Here is a 20,543-nt window from a genome sequence, read left to right as displayed (position 1 = left end):
AAATTACCTTAACTTCCATAAAAATGTAGTGCGGTACACGAAAAATACAATCAGGTTTACCATGCCAGCTAGGAGAAAGATTAGAGCGGTCCCCCAGCTATTCATCACCCACCCAGACGCAAAAACCGTAATTGGCATTCCTACTCTGAAAAACGTTCCGGTGATGCCACTGATCCGGCCGATCAGTTCGGAAGGTGTTTGTTCGAGCCTAAATGTATAAGCGCAAACGGAGTAGAACGAGGTTGCCAAGCCGCTGATAAACAATGCTATAATCAACATATGGTAATCATTTGAAAAATACATCAACAAATAGGCTGCCATATGGAAGATTGCGGAAGCGCCGAACAAGACACCAAGACCCCAAGACATTCGCAGTTTGCTTGACAATAGACTGCCTGCCATTCCTCCAATCCCGGCAGCCGCCATCACCAACGCCACTTCCGAAGAAGCAAGGCCAAGCTCCATTTTAGCAAAAATAACCACCGTGGTTTGGACAACGGTCATGGTTGAATTCAATACCATGATAAACATAGTCATCATCCATAGCGCCTTGTTTGCCCTGAAGGCATCCCATCCTTCACGAAAATCGGCCAGGAAACTGGATCTTGCCTGCCGTGGTGCTTCTGGTTGGTGCGATAACCGGGATAGAATCATAAAGCAAAGTGCATACGCAAAAGCCGTCACCAACACCCCGTTATAGAAAAATGGCAACAGCAGCATCAGTCCAGAAATGACTGGTCCCATCACGCTGACAAAGGTTTCAATAAACGAAAACTTGGCATTCGCGGAATTCAAATACTGTGTTGGAATATTCATTTTTACAAGCCCAACCTGTGCATTAAAATATCCGTAATTACACGTCATCAGTAAGAATCCAATGGCATAATATGGCACTAGCCATTCCGTTTCTATCTTCAACATCCAGGCCAAACACAGAAGCAGCCCTGCTTGCAGACCAATCGCCCATAGCGCAAGCCTCTTTTTATTCATGCGGTCAACGAACACGCCTATAAAAATCCCAAACAGTAAATTGGGCAATAACTCTGCAGTCCGCATCGTCGTGACGGCAACCGAAGAATTCGTCAGTTCCAAGAGGATCAACGGCAATAGCAGTTCATAAATCCGGTTGGCCACACTCAGCAAAAACGTGGAACTTAGCAGAATGAGGAAGGATTGGTTCCTCCAAATACTCACAGGTTTTTTATTCACCTCAACAGATGATACCGACAAAATTCCATCCCCTTTCAAGCTTTGCATTTATTGTAAGGTCATTTTTCAAACGGAAAAATGGAAGAAATGCAGGGGATTTATTTCAGGTTTTAGGAGTGGGAAACATGAACCGGCTAATCGAGGATTATAAAGCCATTCGTGATTATTATCAGCAGCATCCGGATCACGCCCCCGTTACCACAACAATGGAGGAACTAGCGGATCTATGGTTTTGCACGCAGCGGAATGCAAAGCTGATTCTAACCAAATTGACGGAATCCGGCTTGGTGTCTTTTTCTCCTGGCCGCGGGCGCGGAAATAAATCGCATCTTACCTTTTTAAAATCGGTTGATGAAGCAACGTTTATCGAGGCGATTTCCCTATTTAAAGCGGGCAGGATTACCGAGGGATTCGAGCTTGCCGCCGCTTACGGCACTCCCGCTTTGAAAATCCGCCTTTTGCAATGGCTGACTCCATTTTTTGGTTACGAAAAACAGGAAGTCAAGGATATTATCCGGCTCCCGATGTTTCGCACTTTTAATTCGATGGTTCCCTCGCAGGCTTTTTTCGACTTCGATGTCCATCTTATCAGACAGGTATATGACACGATTGTTGTCTATGATTATGCTGCTGAAACAGCTGCGGGGAAGCTTTCCCACCATTGGGAATGTAACGAGGATCAAACAGAGTGGACATTTTTCCTAAAAAAAGGAGTCCTGTTTCACAACGGCAAGGAGCTCACCTCAGCAGACATCGATTACACATTTTCATTGCTTCTACAGCCGGATTTTAAACAATTCTGGCTTGTTGAGAATATTCGTCTCGTCGAGTGTTTGGACCCGTATACAGTCCGGTTCATTTTGCATAAACCGAATGCATTATTTTTGGCCTTCCTAAGCTTTCCAGCTCTCTCAATTATTCCTTCGGGGAGTGCAGGCTATATTGGAACTGGCCCTTTCATGGTTCATACCTTTGATAAAAACTACTGCGTCCTCAAGGCTAATCCCCATTATTATGAGGGTAGGCCATTCGTCGACCGTTTTGAAATTTTCAATGTACCAAAAGAATATGAGAAAGAATTACTGGAGGAGAAAAGCAGCATTTTTGTCAATACGGGCGAAGGCAATTATTTTGGCAGTTCATTAAAGGAACACATTGAAGGAATTTACGAAGGGAGCACCCTGTTTACCTTCAACCTAAGAAAAAAAACCGCCCCGCAGCAAAACATTCATTTCAGACAAGTTGTCAGCAAACTGATTGACCGAAAGAAATTAATTACGGAGCTTGGAGCGCCGAGGATGACTGCATCCTTTAGTTTTGAAATACAGCAATCGCTGAACACGACTTTTGAAACGGTGGCGGATGAGGAAATCAACACTTTGTTGCAGGCATCAGGTTATCTCGGGGAAACTCTTCATCTTTTCACCTACGACCGCCATCAGTCCGATGCCGAATGGATCAAACGTGAAGCGGCCCGGTACGGCATCCTGATGGAAGTAACGATTCTCGGCTGGAGCGAGATCCTGAATCAGGAACATATCGATCAAGCGGACTGCATTTTGTTTGAGGCTGTATGGGGCGAAAAGGAGTTGTCGAAAATCGAACTTTACCAATCAGGGTTTAGCTTTTTACGACAGCATCTCGACGAGGATACTGTGGAGTTTATTGATAGGACAATAGATGTCATCCTCTCGACAGCAAAGGCAAAGGACCGCTCGCGGCTTTTTGCAGAAATAGAGGCCCGGTTTATTGACGAAACTGCTGTCGTCTTTTTGGTCCATAAAAATTTGGCGTCGAGCTTCGACCCTTCCATTAAAGGTGTCCAGTTAAATGCCCATGGGCAGGTCGATTTTAAAAATATCTGGATTAAGCCGAAGTGCATGAAATAGTGAAAGAAGCAGAGTCGTCTGCTTCCTTCATTTTATTGCCTTTTTGTAATATTCGATAATTCTTCAACATACCTGGAGCTTTCTTCAAATTGCGGCATATGACCTGATTTTTCAAACCAGATTAATTCCTTGCTTGGCGCCTTTAATAGCTGGAAATATTCATGTGCTAGTGCATGTGGTGCAGAATAATCATGTTTTCCTAAGAAGAAATAGACAGGGATGTCGATGGAGGTAACGATTTCTTTTAAGTTGGTTTGAAGTAATTCTTGATGCAGGTGCTTTACGCTAAAAAATGAGCCTCGAAAGAACTTTAATTTATCAAGCAAACTATATTCCGGAGCTGAAAAAATCCCTTTAAATATTTCCGTTCCCTGGCTGTTGTACATTTTCCCGCCAAACTTAGCTAACCAGACCGAATACTTCCACAGCCCTTTACTAAAATTGTTAAATGGCGGTCTTCCGATTTGTTCTAACTCGTCTATTGCTTTTTGATTTCCTAGCTCCTTTGCCTTCTTCATCGTCCAATCGTAAGATGTAATAAGATTGTCTAACAAACCTACCACTTGGGCCGTTCCAATATAGGCATGAAAATATTCCGGGTATTTTTTCGCCATTAGCATCCCCAATATCGTCCCGAACGAATGACCGTGAAGATAAAACTTTTCTTGCGGTTTATTTAATTTATTCCTGACATATTGAATCACTTCTTCACCATCGGCATGTAATTGGGCCAGCGTCATATGCTCAGGCTTAACGTCCATGGAATAGGATTTTGCCGCTCCCCTTTGGTCCCAATTGACAATGGTGAAATGCTTTTCAAGCGGACCATTGAGCATATGGGAAAGATAGATTTCACTTTGGCCCGGTCCGCCATGAACCATGAGCAGAACCGGATTGTCCCGATTTTCTCCCCGAATCATAATCGACTGCTTTACCCCGCCAATCATTACTTTTTCCATAGTTACAATACTGTTTTCTCCAGTTATTTTTCTAGTTTTAGCTAATATATTCATTTTATTTCGCTCTCCTTTTATAGTTTAATTTGAATATCCAAATTTGGATATTCGTTTAAAAAAATTATATCAACTCAATTGCTTTTTCTAGTGTTTTTATATCGATATTCAAAATCTCTATGCTGCTTTCAAACGTTAATAACATCAGTGGATTGGACCCTTTCGACTCACTAGCAGCCTGTTTTCTTGCAACCCACTCGTCTCTAAGTTTGATGACATTCATGAGATTTTGTTTAAGAATCGAAATGGCCGTATTTTTATCGAGATGGTGAATCATGGACAACGCCAGCATAAAATCTGATTTCAAGGAATGGGGTTTCCCAGCCAGGTTTTCTTTTAACAGTTCAAAGTGCCGATCTTCTCCCTCCTTGGTGATTTTATAAATTACCCTTATCCTTGATCCCGTCCGTTCTTCTTTGAAAGGTTCAATTAATCCTTCTTTCTCCAATTTAGAGATGGAATAATAAATCGAACCGGATAACAGGTTTGCCCAGTCATCAATTTTGCTTTCCTGGATGATCGTCTGGATTTCATACCCATGCATCGGCTTTATTTTTAACAAGCCCAAAATAACCAATTCTGACATTAGATAACCTCCAATTTCGTATATCCAAATTTGGATATTTTTATTTTATGATTTTAACCAAATAATGTCAACTATTATTTATACATTTTTTTACTGAAAAGAATGGAGTATGCTATGAAGCAATATGACTATTCAGGCACTGTTTGGAAATAATAAGTTTGGATTTTAAATCACAACATAAGGAGCAGGATCAATATGGAATACCAAGCAGGAAATTCTACTGAGTCAGCGTTACACCATTATAAAGAAGGGTTAGGGTCCTTTACGAAAAAGATGCCTCATCTTGCCGAGAAATTTAATGCGTTCACTGAAGCTTGCTTTCAAGAAGGAGTTTTGTCCCAAAAGCAAAAGCAGTTAATTGCGTTAGGAATTAGCTTGTATTCTCAGGACGAATATTGCATCATCTATCACACAAAAGGCTGTTTGGATCAGGGGTGTTCCGAAGAGGAAATCCTGGAAACCGTTGGTGTAACCGCTGCGTTTGGCGGAGGGGCCGCCATGAGCCAGGGGGTCACTTTGGTTCAAGAATGCATGCATGAGTTAAATCAGCTTAAACAGTAATTTCTAATGGACACATGTGAACTATGCGGACGAACTGAGGTTGAAACCACTGTCCATCACTTGCTTCCAAAGGAAATGGGCGGGACCTTCGGGGCTACGGCCAACCTCTGCATCCCGTGTCACAAGCAAATTCATGCCCTGTATACGAATGAGGAAATTGCTGCAAGACTGACAACGATTAAAGACTTGCAGACGGATGATCAGCTTGCCCGTTTTATCAAATGGATCCGCAAGCAGCCTCCGACAAAACTAATGAAAATCAAAAAATCTAATGACCGGAAAGGCCGGAAAAGGTAAAAAAAAGAGGGATCACTCCCTCTAGATTGTCGAGAGAATGTATTTTTCTCGGCAATTCTTATATCAGCTTCTGAGACTCTGATACGTCATGGGCGGCAGTCTCATGTCGCGTTCGATAGGATTTTCCCCTCTGATGCGTCATGGAGATCAGTCCCATGACGCGGTCGACTAGATTTTTCCCTCTGATGCGTCATGGAGATCAGTCCCATGACACGGTCAACTGAATTTTCCCCTCTGACGCGTCATGGAGATCAGTCCCATGACGCGTTCAGCTGAATTTTCCCCTCTGTTGTGTCATGAAGATCAGTCCCATAACGCGTTCAGCTGAATTTTTCCCTCTGTTGCGTCATGGAGATCAGTCCCATGACGTGGTCAACTGAATTTTTCCCTCTGACGCGTCATGGAGATCAGTCCCATGACGCGGTCGACTGGATTTTCCCCTCTGATGCGTCATGGAGATCAGTCCCATGACGCGGTCGGCTGAATTTTTTCCTCTGACACGTCATGAGGCGGTCTTATGAAACATTTACAACTCATGACAGCTGTGTTTAGATACTTTCTTAATGTGTATAAACCCTATGATTTGTAGCAATTTTTAAAAATAGCCAAAAAAAAGCTACCGAATGTAATTCGGCAGCGCAAGAGGGATCACTCCCTCTTTTTTTGATGAATTAGAGCCGTTCTAAAAACGAACAAATCGTCAAGATGCCTTTATCAAAGTTCTCTAAATTAAAGTGTTCATTCGGAGCATGAAGGTTTTCATCCGGCAAACCGAAGCCCATTAACACAACTGGCGCATTCAACGCCTGGTTGAAATCAGATACAATCGGAATCGAGCCGCCTTCCCGTTTGTAAACTGGAGAACGTCCATATACTTCTTCATACGCTTCTGCCGCTTTTTGAATCATCGGGCTGTCTATTGGCGTCAAGAATGGATTACCAGTATCCTGAAGCGTCACTTCTAACTTACATCCTTTTGGCGCATGTTCTTCCAAGTGCTTCTTGATCAACTGCTGAATCTTTTCAGGATTTTGATTGTGCACGAGACGGCAGGTGATTTTGGCATGGGCTTCGTTTGGAATGACTGTTTTTGTCCCTTCGCCCTGGAATCCGCCCCATAAACCGTTAATTTCCAACGTTGGCCGAGAACTGATTTTTTCAGGATAAGGATAGTTGTTCTCTCCTCCTGTTAACTCAGTTAACCCTAGCTGTTTTTTTAATTTTTCTTCATCAAAGCCTAACGCTTTTATTTGTTCCTTTTCAAAATCTGTCAGTTCCTCAACATCATCGTAAAAATGAGCCACATTTACTTTTCCATTTTCATCATGCAAAGTGGAAAGCAGCTGTACTAAAAGGTGGTTGGCGTTCTGGACGCCACCGCCGAACATTCCGGAATGCAAATCAGAATTGGCTGTTTTAAGAGTAAATTCCAGTGCACACAGGCCTCTTAAAGAATAGGTAATGGCAGGAACTCCTCTGTCCCACATATCAGAATCGGAAATCACGACCACATCACAAGCCAGTTTTTCTTTATTCTCGGATAAGAACCCTGGTAAATGAGGGCTTCCGATTTCTTCTTCCCCTTCGATACAAAACTTGACGTTCACCGGCAGTTTTTCATTTAGTCCCAGCAATGTTTCTACTGCTTTGATATGTAAAAATGTTTGTCCTTTGTCGTCTGTCGCCCCTCTGGCGTAGATCTTTTCGTCGCGAATGGTTGGCTCAAACGGTGGGGTTTCCCATAAATGAACAGGGTCAACCGGTTGGACGTCATAATGCCCGTATACTAAAACAGTCGGGGCATTTTCCTGATGAAGCCAGTCGGCATAAATAATTGGATGGCCGTTTGTTTGGACGATTTCCACATGCTCCATGCCAATGCTTTCTAACTTATTGGCAATCCATGAAGCTGCCGTTTGAATATCCTGCTTATGCTCAGACAAGGAGCTGACGCTGGGAATTCGAAGTAACTCTTTTAATTCTTCGACATTTTGCTCATGATTTTTTGCTAAAATCTCAGATAATTGACTCATGTCCTCACCTTTTCTATTTTATTTTCTCTTTTATTTTATACAAAATCATGGAGAAAACCCAACAGCATGTTTTAATATCAAAACCATTTCTAATCAATAAATAATATTGTTATCTTTTTTTACTTGATATTCCACTTGAGCGCTAGTTATAATCCCTTGATCGATGAACAATCGAAAAATTAACCTTTTTTTCTGGTACACTTGTCTTCTATGATCTTTTTCTACTATTGTAAATCCCATATCTTTTAGAAGCTTTTGCGCTGTTGATATTTTTTGATTTGGTTTTATACTTAAGAGGTCATAGGTGGAATTGGTAATTTTAATGCTTTTGATATAGTGTTTGGTCTCAGAAAGCCGGGCAAATAAGCCCAATTTTTTATAATTCATATCTGGTCCACATCCCATACAATAGGATTCTTCCGGGTCCTCTTCCCCGAATAATTCAGTCACTTCTTTTTCTTTCATAAATAATTCCAATCCATTTACATTTATCTTTTTTGCTAGATAAAAATCATCAAATTGCTGGCCAACCACTCCAATTATAAACACAACTAATAATATGATCATGACATAGAGATTTCGCTTTCTCACATAACCACCACCAATTACCGATTTATATTTTTAGACGTTTTTATCAGACTTAATGTTACCTTGCGGCAAGGTACCTGTTTTACATCAGTCTGTATAAACTATGAAATAAATGACTATCCTGTAGGTATAAAGATAGATAGGTAGGGAGAGGAAATCTATGAGCGCGGAAGAATTATCAAAAGTGATGGCAGTAAAGCAAATGGATTTGGAAGAATGTGAACATGAGCTAAACAATCGGTACTATCCCTCAGTCGTCAGAATTGCCATGATGCGGTACATATCGGAGCTACGGCAGCAATTAGAGTTGTACAATAACGATGGTTTAAGCGCGGTTGAAAATGGATAATGTTGATTATAAAGGGCCCTCCTTAAATGTGAGAGCCCTTTTACATTGCAACATAAGATTAAGATTAAAACGGATTCGTCGCCAGCATGCTTGCAGTTTTCACATAAATACGTGGATGCAATTTTAATTGAGAAACGATGAATTCAGCAATGTCTTCCGGCTGCATGTATTTTTCATCATTGTTTTCAGCGATTAGATTTGTTTTTATCGCTAGTTCCGTCGCCACGGTGCTCGGGGTTAGGGCGGTGACCCGGATATTATTTCTTCTGACTTCCTGCGCCAATGATTCCGTTAAACCGATGACGCCAAATTTGGATGCACTATAGGCACTGGAGGTGGCAGCCCCGTTTAATCCATTTGTAGACGAAATATTAATAATGTCGCCGCGATTTTTTTCAATTAATTGCGGCAGAACCGCACGGGTTACATAATAGGTACCCATCAAGTTGACATCAATAATTCTCTTCCATTCTTGCGGATCCATTTCCAATAATTTAGCAAATCCTCCAATGCCGGCATTGTTAATCAGAATGTCGGCAGTTCCGATTGCTTCCGTCAGTTTTTTCACAGCTTGATCGACATCCTCTTGGGATGCAATATCCACTGCCGCATAAGCTACCTTTACCCCCAAACCTTCTACTTCGCTTGCCACTTTCTTTAAATCAGCCTCTGTTCTGGCAAGCAAACCGATGTTTACGCCTTCATTAGCTAACGCCAAGGCCGCTGCCTTGCCAATGCCTTTCCCAGCACCAGTGATAAACGCTACTTTTCCTTTTAATGATTGTGCCAATTTCAACAACTCCTTCCAAATCTCATTATATTATTTTGAGATAATGCTTCTAACGATATGCTCATGAAATTATAAATCGTTCATTTTCTTAGCTTTGGAAGGCCGTTGTTTTAGGCAGGCGCCAATGTAATTTCGAATAAATTGTGAAACATCTTGAGAAAGCAGGGAATCAAGATTTTATATAGTATACTATAGGAGAGTATAGTAAATAACAAAGAGGTGAATCCATACCATGAAGTTGAAACTCATTACAGCGCTATTGTTGGCTTCCAGTTTGCTGGCTGCATGCTCCGAAGATAGCTCTGACCAGACAACATCTGGAAATGAAACGAAGCCAGGTGATGTCAAGGAATTGGTTAGTGATTATAGTGTACGGAATTTAAAAGCCGAAAATGCTTCAATTACCTCGCAGCAGCTTATTGTAACGGATAAAGCAGGCAAAGAAACCATCTATGAGCTGCCGAAGGACGAATTTTTTGTATCGATTGCACCTTATGACAAACAAACCCATCCTTGAACGAATCATAGCTTGACAGGTTGTCAAGGAGAACTGGCAAATGAAGAGTTTGATATTTATATTGAAGATAATGATGGGAACGTGGTCGTAGACAAAACTGTTACATCACAAGCTAACGGATTTATCGATTTTTGGCTCCCACGTGACAAAACTTATCAGATTAAGATTACACATGATGATAAAAAAGCAGAATCAGAGATTTCTACTTTTAAAAATGACGCTACTTGTATCACGGATATACAGTTATTTTAGGAACTAAGTCATCCTGTTTTGTCTGTAGAACTGCTTCCTGCGGACATTTCAGCTGGGGTTTCATCCGTTTTGTCCGCAGAACTGCTTCCTGCGGACATTTTTGCTGCTTTTATTCCTGTTTTGTCCGCAGAACCCCTTCCTGCGGACATTTTCTCATCTTTTGCATCAATTTTGTCCGAAGATGGCACTTCTTCGGACATTTTCGCTTCAATGCTCGCCTGTTTTGTCCGAATTCCGCCCAAATTACCATTCCCAGTTTCCCCATGATAAAACTTCAACGCATCGCCAGGATTCATACAAATTAAATCTGTTTCATCAAGTATTCACACACTCTTCTGGAATTCACTCTGGCCGCGACATAAGGCGGTCGAACCCCTCTAGCTCCTTCGAGCGGAAGTCCAAGCCACAGCACCTTCTCGTCAAGCATCACAAACGGAAACGGCAAACACTCGTCCCGCCAAGCATCGGGGTTGCACCACTTCTTGTCTGAAATAACGGTTAATCTCACCCGCTCGCCTCTGTTCCGCAGCTGCTCCTGCCAAGCTTCAGGCAATTCGGTTTCCTCCGGCATGGAAATAACAATTGAAGACTTTGCCGATTGCAGGTCCTGAAATACCACATCCAATTTAAGCGCATGAATCCACTTTAATTTTAGGTGTTGGTTCACAATCCAGGAACCAATCTCTGCTGTGGTCACCTCTTGATTGTTCCTAACCTGATGACCAACGAGCTGCCTCAATGTTTTTTCTCGAAAAACTTGCTTCTCGATAAACTGTCTATCGCTGACATGAATGAACTTCCCTTTTGTCCTCGTAATCGCCACATTAATTAGACGTTCACTGTCCCTGCCGGTTAACAGCATGCCGGCGCGGGCTTGCGGGGAACTGTCAACCGTATCAAAAATCATCACATCCCGCTCGCTCCCCTGGAATCGGTGGACAGTGGCCGCAATAATATCCGCTGAACTGCACTCCTCGGCATAAATTTCCTCAAGCAGCAGCTCCATCAAATTCGCCTGAGCCCGATACGGCGTCACATACCCAATCGATTTCGCGCCGCCCAAGCAGGCTTCATGTATCAATTGAAACGACAGTAGCAGCTGCCATAGGTTGAATCTTGAATTGGTTGCTTTGTCATTCACACAATGCTGGCCGGTGAAACTTGTATCCACTAGCACCGCTGCATGATTTTTAAACGGTGCCTGGCTGACAATCACATTTCGGTTCTTGTAGACACTTTCGTGGTCTCCCACCAGTGAATGATAGATATACCGATTAGTGAAAGCGGAAATATCCGGGTGCATTCGCCGTTGTTCTTTTAATAAAAACAACTGGGGGTGCAGCTTCCCTTCATTCAGCAGGGCCGCCACTCCAGACTGATGGAACACATCCTCCTTCAGCCATTTGGTCACAAGCGCCTCGCGGCTGGAGGCAATTGGTGGCAATTGTTTGAAGTCCCCACAAATAATTACCCGTTTCCCTAACGAAGCAGCAAACGCCGCCTGCGGGACATAGGCCATACTGGCTTCATCGAGAATCACGATGTCATATTCTTGTTCAAAAATGGCGCTGTCACTGGCCGCCTTGGCCAACGTCGTCCCGACAATAAAGGACTCTCTTACTAATTGGACTTCTTTCTTGCGCACCCTTTCCAGCAACCTGGCAATCTGCTTTTCCAGCTCCAGTAGTTGGTCCGAATTCCGTTTGCTGAAGGAATGGGCCAAATCCTGCTTCAAGTTCCGCCGTTCTTCTACCAACCGCTCCCGGTCCCGGGCAAGGAGCGGGTCTTGTTTTTCAATCAGCAGACCTGAAGTAATTTCGGCATATCCTCCCAGACCCCCATTGTTCCCACCATAACGAAGTACATCCCCTTCCCGGAAACGGTTTTTCCTTTTTATAAAATCGGTCAGTTCCGTCATTAAGACATCCACAGCCTGGTTGCTGTGTGAGAGAATTAACACTTTTTTCTGCTGAAAATATTTGTTGGCGGCCGTTCTAGCCAAGGTGTATGTTTTCCCCGTGCCCGGCGGCCCCCAGACGAATGTGACCGGATTGTATTTCGAGCGCAACACCAATTCGTGGACATTACTCTTGATTTTTTCAACAGGATGCTTGGTTTCCATGGGAGGATTCATCAATCGCTTCACTCTCAGTCGCTTTTGCTTGTTCTTTTTGATTTCATCCAGGCGTTGTATTAATTGTTCCAGCAGTTCCCAGGGGTCATGCAGCAAATACGCATCCGGGATCAGGTCGCCCAAGCTTTGCTCCAAGGCAACAATGACGCCCTTACCTTCGGAGGAAAGCACTTTCCCGACGCTTGCCATCCTACCCCATTCCAATTTGACGGTGGAACCGACTGGGATTCGTAACGAAATGGCCGTGTCAAAGTAATAGCTGTACGGGCCCTCGTTTGATAACAACCTGCCATTTGTGACGATATAACGGCTTCCACCAAACTTTTTCAAATGCTGAATCTCTTGCTCCAGTGCTTGCTGCCACTCATTTATATAGGTTTTGGTAGTTGTCATTGGGTTCCCCTTATATCTACTTTATAAATAGGTGAAAATAGAAATTATCGATAATATGAATTGAACAATCATCCAGTAAATGCAAAAATTGATTTAAAAGATATCATAAAAGTGCCTTGGATTTTTCCAGGCATTTTTATTATGTTTTAAGCCTTAGTTTACCATTAAAAAATGAACAGGGGGAATGACAGAACCATGAAGCTTTATCAAAAAATCTTCAAAGAATATTGGAATCCCTATGTCGCCATTAGTATTGCCGGACTGGTAAGCGCCTTGTACTTTGGCATTACCGCTACGGTTTGGGCCGTTACCGGCGAATTCACCAGATTGGGAGGACATATGCTGGGCTGGTTCGGGGTCGATGTTTCCGATTGGGCCTATTTTCAGTTGGTCGGCCTTGAGGGAACGCCCGTCAGCAGAACGGACGGCTGGATTGTCATCGGCATGCTTGTTGGCGCACTGATTACAATTTTATTGAGCAACAGTTTCAAAATCCGTGTTCCCAAACAAAAACGTCGTTTGGTGCAGGGATTTGCTGGCGGCATTATTGCCGGATTCGGTGCCCGTCTTGCCCTTGGCTGTAATTTGGCCGCCTTTTTCACCGGCGTTCCGCAGTTCTCGTTTCATTCTTGGATCTTTATGGTGGCCACGGCGATTGGGACCTATTTTGGTGTGAAGGTCGTGAATACCAAATGGTGGCGGGGCAAACCGACTTTAATGAAAGGGTCGTTGAATCCTGTCGTGACCGAGCATGTGCAAAAAAGGAATATCCAGCCAATCCTCGGATTCGTTTTTGCCCTACTTTATCTTGGACTTATTCTTTACTTTTTCGCAGTAGGCAAAACGCTCCTGGCAGTCGCTTGTATCGCGGGGGCATTGTTCGGGATTTTGATTGAACGCGGACAAATCTGTTTTACCTCCGCTTTCCGCGATTTATGGATCAGCGGGCGTGCGGTCATGTCAAAGGCCATTGCTGTCGGAATGATGATTAGTGTCGTGATTACCTTTATCTACATTCAAAACGGCTCTGTCGCCCTTATTAAAGTGGCAGCTCCTAGCACGCTAATTGGCGGTCTATTATTCGGCTTCGGGATTGTATTGGCCGGCGGCTGTGAAACCGGGATGATGTACCGGGCCATGGAAGGTCAATTGCTATTCTGGGTGGTCGGTGCCGGCAATATCGTCGGAGCGACGTTCCTAGCATATGGGTGGGATCATCTCGGCATCTACCATGCCCTTACCGAAAATTGGCCGAAAGTGAACTTAATCGAACTATGGGGACCAACAGGAGCCCTTCTCGGTACGATGGCCATGCTCCTTGCTTGGTTTTTACTATCAAACTGGTGGGAAAAGCGATTCCGTTACGGGAAGGGAATCAAACTGGAAAAGAAACAACGCATTTCTCATGTTACAAAGGAGGCTTAAAATATGTCACAGGTGATTGATGTTAACTACACGTTGGACATTCGCGGTGAGCCTTGACCGTACCCAGTTATCTACGCGCTGGATGCGCTTAAAACAATGAAAATGGGAGAAGTCCTGCAAGTCATCGCCGACTGCCCGCAATCGTTTCGCAGTGTTCCGGAGGAAGCCGTCAAGCATGGCTATCAGCTGTTGACAGAACCGAAAAAGGTCGCACAGGATATCTATTTTTATATTAAAGTCGTAAAATAACTTCCGCTTAAACAAGGATGTCGATCTGACATCCTTTTTCCTTATCCTCAGATACAGGTGTGTTACAATCAGGTTAGAACTAATTTTAATGGATGCATACCGAAAAGGGAGGGCAAGATGTTTGAACATTGATATCGATGGGAAATTAAAAGAGTGGATAGAAGCGAAAGGCAATCAGTTAACGGTAAAAACGCTTGAAGTTAAGGCTTGCTGTGTTCCAGGGGTTCAAGAACTGGTTGCTGTGCCAGGAAAGCCAAAATCTTTAAACCATTATCAGGAATATGTCATTGATAATCTCTCAATCTATGTGCAAAATACGATTAGCTGCAAGGAAAAACTCACCCTAAGCTTATCTGGATTTAGCTTCCTAAAATCCATTTCCGCAAAACTTCAATAAGAATTTCATAACTTATAAAACAGACAGCACCCATTCAAGTGAATGGGTGCTGTTTGTTTTGTTTACGCTACTTCTTTTGCGGAATTTTCCACTAATACATTCTGAGGAATTTTCCATAGTTTTGTCCATTTCATAATGGAGGTAACCAGGATGACCACCCCAAGGATCAGCATGATAATCGATAGTACACCGTTTAGTACGTTGAAACCAGGGTTAGCTGAGTTGAAGTAAACGTTTTTCACCATCCAATAGCCTGCTGTCATGACTGTCACGAACAGGTAGGCAAGCGGAATGAGACATGTCAGCATGTACCAACGTTTTTCTGCGATTTTCAACACTACTGTTGCCCCAACAATTAACCCGATGGATGCCATCAACTGGTTGGATACACCGAACAGAGCCCAAACGGAACTGATATCACCGGAGAATAGAAGATATCCCCAGACGAAGCAGGCTAATGCACTGGCAAAAATATTCGCACCTAATGAATCCGTACGTTTTAATGGTTTAATAAAGTCGCCTAAGAAATCTTGAATAAGATAACGGGCAACCCGTGTTCCTGAGTCAATGGCCGTTAAGATAAACACAGCCTCAAATAGAATGACAAATTGATAGAAATAAGCAGCCAGTTTTGCGAAAAACGGAACGGCTGTAAAAATATAGGTCATCCCGACAGCTAATGTAACAGCGCCACCGGTTCTTCCCTCAAGATCCATTCCAACCTCTTTACTCAATTCATCTAAATGAACGGTTTCCATTCCCAATGTTGCATATTTCTCTGGTGAAGAGTTGATGGCAAAATAATCGCCAGGCTGCAACGATACAGCGGCAATCAATGCCATAATCGCTACTAAACATTCAACAAGCATAGCGCCAAAGGCAACACCTTTTATATCGCTCCAGCGGTTGACCATTTTTGGAGTCGTACCAGAACCAACGAAAGCATGGAATCCAGAAATCGCTCCACAAGCAATCGTAATCGAGATAAATGGCCATACAGGACCCGCCACAACTGGGCCGCCGCCATTAAGGAACTCTGTAAATGCCGGGAATTGCACATCTGGGTTAACAATGAATACCCCAATGATTAGTGCAGCAAATACGCCGATTTTCATAAATGTACTTAAGTAATCGCGCGGTGCCAGCAATAGCCAGACTGGCAAGGCTGCCGCAAAAAATGCATAAATTGGTAAAATAAGTGCTAATGTACTTTTTTCAAGCGTTAATAAATCTCCCAACCATGTACCTTGAAGATTGTGCCCAAAGAGGATGGCCAGCATGATTAAGGCAAAACCGACAATCGTTGCCAGTTTCAAGTTTCCAGTTTTCTTATGGTACAAACCGACTCCCATTGCAATTGGAATGGTGATTCCGACTGCAAATGTTCCCCATGGGTTTCGTTCAAGCGCCCCAAGGACAACCAATGACAACCCGGCCATGGTGATGGTGATAATAAATAACATCGCCAAGCCTGCACAAAATCCTGCAACAGGACCAAGTTCTTCCTTCGCCACTTCCGATAAAGACTTTCCATCCCGTCGCATTGATGCAAAAAGAACAACCATGTCGTGGACAGCCCCGCCAATAACCGCACCGACCAGAAGCCAGATCAATCCAGGCAAATAACCAAATTGCGCTGCCAGAATCGGACCGACCAGCGGGCCTGCTGCGGCAATTGCCGCAAAGTGGTGACCAAAAACAACCCACTTGTTCGTTGGGACATAATCCCGTCCATCATTTAATTTTTGAGCAGGAGTCTGCTTTGCATCATCAAGCTTCAAGACTTTTGCTGCCATAAAAGTTCCGTATAATCGATAAACAATTAGCAGGATACAAATAGAACCAATGACAATTGTAATCGCATTCATTATTATTTATTCCCCCTCCATTTTTGAAACTAAAGTTATTTTACAAAATGAAAGCGAATTATCTGTATTTTCATGATAAAACGCCAAAAAAGAGGGATAAATTGCAAAGTTCGACAAATGAATTACAAAATTGTCAAAAACCTAGAAGCTGTTTTAACTCCTTGACATAGGTCCGGCTGACAGGAACCTTGGAGCCGTCGTTCAACAACAAGTTATAGGTTGAGTTGAACCAAGGTTCAATTTCGATAATATGATCCAGGTTGACGATGAAACTGCGATGTACCCGGAAAAATTTAGCGCCTTGTAACTTTTTCTCCATAACGACCAAGGGGTCGGCTACTTTATAAGTCTGACTCAAGGTTACGATGTTGCACTTACCTTCAGTTGATTCTAAATAGACAATATCCGGAATCGCCAGTAAAACAATTCGCTCGTCTATCATGACAGGCAGCTTTCCATTCCTGTGATGGTTCAACGAGGATTGGACAGGAGCCTGCTTATTCCCCAGCTTTTGCATTTTCTTTATTTTTCCCAGTGATTTTTGAATCCGCTCCTCATCAAATGGTTTTAAAATATAATCGACTGCATTCAATTCAAATGCCTGTAGGGCATATTCGTCATAAGCCGTCGCAAAGACAATGGCCGGTGCTGGCTCAAGAGTTTCTAACTGTCTTGCTAAACTTAAGCCGTTGTCTTCAGCGAGTTCGATATCCAAGAAAACCAAATCGGGTTTTAACTCGCGGATAGCTGCAACAGCATCATCGATACAATCGCTCTCTCCTAAAATTTGCACTTGCTCGCTCCGGATTAACAGGTATTTTAGCTCATCTCTTGCTAATGGCTCATCATCCACTATATAGGCTTTCAACATTGACCTCGTAACCTCCTTTTCGATCAAGTGGAAGGGATATGGTGATCGTAGTCCCTTGATTGATTTTGCTTGTTAAGTTTAAATTGGCTTGGCCATTGTAAATGCCTTTTAAGCGTTCCGTTATATTAAAAATAGCTGTGCCATTTCCCTTTTTTGAATCGATCACTTGTTTACCAAGCACTGCCATCTGTTCTTCGGATATGCCTTTGCCATTATCAGCCACCATGATTTGCAGTTGATGGTCTTTCGTAAAGACCGTTATCGTGATTTTTCCTTCCGATTTACTGCGGGGAAACCCATAATGAATCGCATTTTCGACTAATGGCTGTAAAGTAAACGGTGGAATCGGAACTTTTTCAATACCAGGTTCTATTTTAAAATCAATGGTGAACTTGTTCGGGAAACGCGTCTGTACCAAGGAAAGATAGGCTTTGACATTCGCTATCTCTTTTTCCAGCGGAATGAGCATTTGCCTGGCCCCTTGGAGATTGCCGCGGAAAAAGGAGCTTAACTCCAATAATAGTTTACGAGCTTTATTGGCATCTGTCCGGCAGAGTGCTGAAATCGTGTTTAGGCTGTTAAATAGGAAGTGTGGATGAATCTGGGCATGCAATGCCTTAATTTCTGCATCCTTTAATAGCTTTGCCTGTCTCTCTGCCTCCACAAGCTCCAGCTGTGTCGAAAAGAGATTGGCCAGCCCTTCAGCTAATTCCTGCTGCACTTTATCCAGTTTTTCAGGCTTCGTATAGTACATTTTTAAGGTACCGAACGTTTCATTTTTTACTTTTAGCGGCAGTACAATCGCTGCCTCTAATGAACATTGAGGATGAAAGCAGGAGATTTCCTCCCTTGATCTTGCAATAGAAATCAGTCCTTCTTCGAGAACCTTTTTCGTCAAGCCCGTTTCAGGCTTACGCCCAGGGATATGATGATCAGAGGCCGCTCCGACATGGGATAAAACTTGATGGTTATCCGTGATGGATACAGCATCTGCATTTGTCAGCTTCAACATAATTTCTGAAATGCCCCTGCATGATTGTTCGTTTAGTCCCTGGCGAAAGAAAGGCAGGGTTTGATCAGCAATCAGAAAGGCCAGGTTCGTTTGATTAACACGTGCCCGCTCTTCATCACGTTTAATAATTTGAATTATAAATATGAACAGGAGTGTGCCCAAACCGTTGCCGAATATCATCGGGAGGCCAATAAGTTGAACGAGTTCCCAAGCATCGTTAAACGGTTTTGCCGCCACAAGAATAATCATCATCTGTACAGTCTCCAAGGCCATTCCCATTATGACCGCGAACGAGGAATTGATAGGCTTCCCCTTTTGTTTTCGCCGCTTTCCAAAGAATCCCGCTGCAATGCCAGCTAGAATAGTAGATAGTGAACATGCAATGGCGGTGAATCCCCCAAGTGTATAACGATGGATCCCAGCAAGCAAACCGGCCCCAATCCCGACCGCGGGTCCCCCCAGTAACCCACCAATCACGATCCCCATTACCCTTGTGTTGGCCAATGCGCTCTCGTTATGCATTTCGGTGGTCCAATCAGGTCTTGCGATGGTCTGATGCTGCACTTCAATTCCTGTATAATTACTGATAATGCCAAAGGCTCCAAACAGTAAAATAAGCATCATTTTTTCTTTTATGGTGTGCTCGTTTTGAATAACCTGGCGAAAAGAACGCATTTTTGATAGCAAAAAAGCGACAATGACAATAATTCCAACCTTTTCAAGCATTAATGGAGCTAAATTGAGCATGTTCCATCTCCTTTGCTGACAATAAACAATCAAGAAATTTCGACAAGATTTTTTACTTTCCTACTCTATTATAAAAAAAGATTGATTTTTCCGAAAGCCATATAAATTTCCAGGTTTAGTGGCGAGTGTTATTATAATTTAAAATGTTAACCTAGACGCATTTTAGTTAACTCTAGTTAGAATGGGAGAGAGATTATATGTACAAGCTGCGTGGCCATCACCTTTTTTGCCTGCTGGGGTATCGGGGAATGGGATATTCCGAGGAATACGTGAAAAATATGACACTACTGCACCAGACTTTAAGGGTAAACCCCGAAACGCTGATTGAGCTTGTGGATGGGCCCGATCAGTTGTGTGAGAAATTTCCCAACACGGGAAAATACCACTGCCAAGAGGAAAATATTTATATAAGGGATGCTGCGATTTTAGAAAAAATAGGGCTTAGAATCGGACAAATTCTAAGTTGGGCGGAAATTGAGTCGTGCATCAGAAATTCTGTTGTCCCTACCGATATCCAAACCGTTTGTGAAACCTGTTCGTGGCGTTCGTACGGAGTCTGCGAGGAAGGCATTCGAGAGATTCATGAAGGGAAGGGCCTGCGAAAGGTACAATAAGTCACTATAAGTCACAGCTAGAAGCCCACTAGCTGTGACTTATACGCGTAAAACACCAAATTGACCTTTGCAAGGAACGTATATATGATTTCACTCCCCCTCCTGGCTTAAGTCATCCTCTGTATTTAATGGACAGACCTTTCAAGAAATTCCTGGCGAATTTATCTCCGCACTCCTTATAATTCTTATGCCCTTCCCTCCTTAATAAGGCCCCTAGTTCTCCTTTTGTTACCGTGATTCCTGCTTTGTCGAATATATCGAGCATATCCTCAGTTGTTAATGATAGTGCTATTTTCACTTTCTTTAACAGGAGATTATTAACGTTTGCCCCATTCTTTAAGGGGGGTTCTGGCGTATCAGGCTGTCCAGGTTTTGGCTCTTGTTTCCCCCGTTTATAAACAATCAGCCCATTTAAAAATGAATTGAGCATGCTGTTATTGCATTTTATTTGAAAGTCATCTTCATCCTCTTCTGTTTTGGTGAGGATCTGGATTACTTCTGGCACGGTTACGTCCATCCCGCCAAGTTTAAATATTTCCGCCATTTCTTTATTTTTTATTTCCAGTGCATATCGCAATCGAATTAAAATATCGTTATTATCCATGAATAGACCTCCGACTTATAATCCTGTCCCTACAGGTTTTTCCAAAAATTAATGTGTTTTCACAATCAATTCTAACTATAGTTAAGCTCATTAAAATATGCAAATTTGTATCATTACCGGCTGCTTTGAAACCAAAATGGGCATT

The 20,543-nt window shown here is 42.9% G+C and carries 21 protein-coding genes; 9 read left to right on the top strand and 12 right to left on the bottom strand.

Annotation, left to right across the window (positions count from 1 at the left end):
• Positions 1 to 3: 3 nt before the first annotated feature.
• Positions 4 to 1,230, bottom strand: a complete 1,227-nt coding sequence (locus tag AR334_RS24685) for an MFS transporter (RefSeq protein ID WP_066320203.1) — start codon at positions 1,228 to 1,230, stop codon at positions 4 to 6.
• A gap of 104 nt (positions 1,231 to 1,334) precedes the next feature.
• Between AR334_RS24685 and AR334_RS24680 the strand changes: the two genes are divergently transcribed.
• Positions 1,335 to 3,098 carry an ABC transporter substrate-binding protein gene (locus AR334_RS24680; RefSeq protein WP_066320201.1) on the top strand — a complete coding sequence of 588 codons (1,764 nt, stop codon included), beginning with the start codon at positions 1,335 to 1,337 and terminating at the stop codon, positions 3,096 to 3,098.
• A 32-nt stretch (positions 3,099 to 3,130) separates the two neighbouring features.
• Here AR334_RS24680 and AR334_RS24675 read toward each other — a convergent pair whose 3' ends face one another.
• Both AR334_RS24675 and AR334_RS24670 read right to left on the bottom strand, forming a co-directional pair.
• Positions 3,131 to 4,111 (bottom strand): alpha/beta fold hydrolase, encoded by a 981-nt coding sequence (locus AR334_RS24675; RefSeq protein ID WP_066320198.1) that lies wholly within the window; start codon positions 4,109 to 4,111, stop codon positions 3,131 to 3,133.
• A 64-nt stretch (positions 4,112 to 4,175) separates the two neighbouring features.
• On the bottom strand, positions 4,176 to 4,697 hold the full coding sequence (locus AR334_RS24670) for a PadR family transcriptional regulator (RefSeq protein WP_066320197.1): 522 nt from the start codon (positions 4,695 to 4,697) through the stop codon (positions 4,176 to 4,178).
• Between the two features lie 195 nt (positions 4,698 to 4,892).
• On the opposite strand from AR334_RS24670, the gene AR334_RS24665 reads away from it, so the two are divergent.
• Together AR334_RS24665 and AR334_RS24660 are read left to right on the top strand one after the other, a co-directional pair.
• On the top strand, positions 4,893 to 5,258 hold the full coding sequence (locus tag AR334_RS24665; protein ID WP_066320195.1) for a carboxymuconolactone decarboxylase family protein: 366 nt from the start codon (positions 4,893 to 4,895) through the stop codon (positions 5,256 to 5,258).
• A 6-nt stretch (positions 5,259 to 5,264) separates the two neighbouring features.
• A complete protein-coding gene (locus tag AR334_RS24660; RefSeq protein ID WP_066320186.1) occupies positions 5,265 to 5,555 on the top strand; it encodes a restriction endonuclease in 291 nt (96 codons plus the stop codon).
• A gap of 671 nt (positions 5,556 to 6,226) precedes the next feature.
• Here AR334_RS24660 and AR334_RS24655 read toward each other — a convergent pair.
• Together AR334_RS24655 and AR334_RS24650 are read right to left on the bottom strand one after the other, a co-directional pair.
• Positions 6,227 to 7,588 carry a dipeptidase gene (locus AR334_RS24655; protein WP_066320183.1) on the bottom strand — a complete coding sequence of 454 codons (1,362 nt, stop codon included), beginning with the start codon at positions 7,586 to 7,588 and terminating at the stop codon, positions 6,227 to 6,229.
• Positions 7,589 to 7,681: 93 nt separating this feature from the next.
• Positions 7,682 to 8,179, bottom strand: coding sequence for a hypothetical protein (locus AR334_RS24650; protein ID WP_066320180.1), 498 nt, complete (start codon positions 8,177 to 8,179; stop codon positions 7,682 to 7,684).
• Between the two features lie 157 nt (positions 8,180 to 8,336).
• On the opposite strand from AR334_RS24650, the gene AR334_RS24645 reads away from it, so the two are divergent.
• The gene (locus AR334_RS24645; RefSeq protein WP_066320176.1) at positions 8,337 to 8,525 is read left to right on the top strand and encodes a hypothetical protein; all 189 of its coding nucleotides are present in this window, start codon (positions 8,337 to 8,339) and stop codon (positions 8,523 to 8,525) included.
• Positions 8,526 to 8,589: 64 nt separating this feature from the next.
• Here AR334_RS24645 and AR334_RS24640 read toward each other — a convergent pair whose 3' ends face one another.
• A complete protein-coding gene (locus tag AR334_RS24640; protein WP_066320174.1) occupies positions 8,590 to 9,315 on the bottom strand; it encodes a 3-ketoacyl-ACP reductase in 726 nt (241 codons plus the stop codon).
• Positions 9,316 to 9,547: 232 nt separating this feature from the next.
• Here AR334_RS24640 and AR334_RS30075 point away from each other — a divergent pair, with 232 nt between their 5' ends.
• Positions 9,548 to 10,084: a CueP family metal-binding protein gene (locus tag AR334_RS30075; RefSeq protein ID WP_172799298.1), complete on the top strand. Its 537-nt coding sequence runs from the start codon at positions 9,548 to 9,550 to the stop codon at positions 10,082 to 10,084.
• Positions 10,085 to 10,092: 8 nt separating this feature from the next.
• Here AR334_RS30075 and AR334_RS24625 read toward each other — a convergent pair whose 3' ends face one another.
• Together AR334_RS24625 and AR334_RS24620 are read right to left on the bottom strand one after the other, a co-directional pair.
• A complete protein-coding gene (locus tag AR334_RS24625) occupies positions 10,093 to 10,380 on the bottom strand; it encodes a hypothetical protein (RefSeq protein ID WP_066320157.1) in 288 nt (95 codons plus the stop codon).
• Positions 10,381 to 10,385: 5 nt separating this feature from the next.
• Positions 10,386 to 12,611 carry an AAA domain-containing protein gene (locus tag AR334_RS24620; protein WP_066320152.1) on the bottom strand — a complete coding sequence of 742 codons (2,226 nt, stop codon included), beginning with the start codon at positions 12,609 to 12,611 and terminating at the stop codon, positions 10,386 to 10,388.
• Positions 12,612 to 12,806: 195 nt separating this feature from the next.
• Here AR334_RS24620 and yedE point away from each other — a divergent pair, with 195 nt between their 5' ends.
• The 3 genes from yedE (at position 12,807) to AR334_RS24610 (ending at position 14,682) form a co-directional block, all read left to right on the top strand.
• Positions 12,807 to 14,036: a selenium metabolism membrane protein YedE/FdhT gene (gene yedE / locus AR334_RS24615; RefSeq protein ID WP_066320149.1), complete on the top strand. Its 1,230-nt coding sequence runs from the start codon at positions 12,807 to 12,809 to the stop codon at positions 14,034 to 14,036.
• 69 nt (positions 14,037 to 14,105) lie between these two features.
• Complete coding sequence (locus AR334_RS29160; protein ID WP_301337181.1) at positions 14,106 to 14,285, top strand: sulfurtransferase TusA family protein; 180 nt, start codon at positions 14,106 to 14,108, stop codon at positions 14,283 to 14,285.
• Positions 14,286 to 14,406: 121 nt separating this feature from the next.
• Entirely contained in the window at positions 14,407 to 14,682 is a 276-nt protein-coding gene (locus AR334_RS24610; RefSeq protein ID WP_066320146.1) for a CC/Se motif family (seleno)protein, read from the top strand.
• Positions 14,683 to 14,744: 62 nt separating this feature from the next.
• Here AR334_RS24610 and AR334_RS24605 read toward each other — a convergent pair whose 3' ends face one another.
• The 3 genes from AR334_RS24605 to AR334_RS24595 form a co-directional block, all read right to left on the bottom strand.
• Positions 14,745 to 16,550, bottom strand: a complete 1,806-nt coding sequence (locus AR334_RS24605) for a carbon starvation protein A (protein ID WP_066320144.1) — start codon at positions 16,548 to 16,550, stop codon at positions 14,745 to 14,747.
• Between the two features lie 133 nt (positions 16,551 to 16,683).
• Complete coding sequence (locus AR334_RS24600) at positions 16,684 to 17,421, bottom strand: LytTR family DNA-binding domain-containing protein (RefSeq protein WP_066320141.1); 738 nt, start codon at positions 17,419 to 17,421, stop codon at positions 16,684 to 16,686.
• Entirely contained in the window at positions 17,396 to 19,180 is a 1,785-nt protein-coding gene (locus AR334_RS24595; protein WP_066320131.1) for a sensor histidine kinase, read from the bottom strand. The genes AR334_RS24600 and AR334_RS24595 overlap by 26 nt, the downstream gene beginning before the upstream one ends.
• A 197-nt stretch (positions 19,181 to 19,377) precedes the next feature.
• Here AR334_RS24595 and AR334_RS24590 point away from each other — a divergent pair, with 197 nt between their 5' ends.
• Complete coding sequence (locus AR334_RS24590; RefSeq protein WP_066320126.1) at positions 19,378 to 19,794, top strand: DUF1284 domain-containing protein; 417 nt, start codon at positions 19,378 to 19,380, stop codon at positions 19,792 to 19,794.
• Positions 19,795 to 19,906: 112 nt separating this feature from the next.
• Here AR334_RS24590 and AR334_RS24585 read toward each other — a convergent pair whose 3' ends face one another.
• Positions 19,907 to 20,398 (bottom strand): DUF1456 family protein, encoded by a 492-nt coding sequence (locus AR334_RS24585; RefSeq protein ID WP_066320124.1) that lies wholly within the window; start codon positions 20,396 to 20,398, stop codon positions 19,907 to 19,909.
• Positions 20,399 to 20,543 lie beyond the last annotated feature (145 nt).

The sequence above is a fragment of the Bacillus sp. FJAT-29814 genome, assembly GCF_001510715.1.
Taxonomy (GTDB): domain Bacteria; phylum Bacillota; class Bacilli; order Bacillales; family Cytobacillaceae; genus Neobacillus.
Note: the sequence above shows the minus strand (reverse complement) of the source record. Positions and strands in the feature narration are given on the sequence as shown.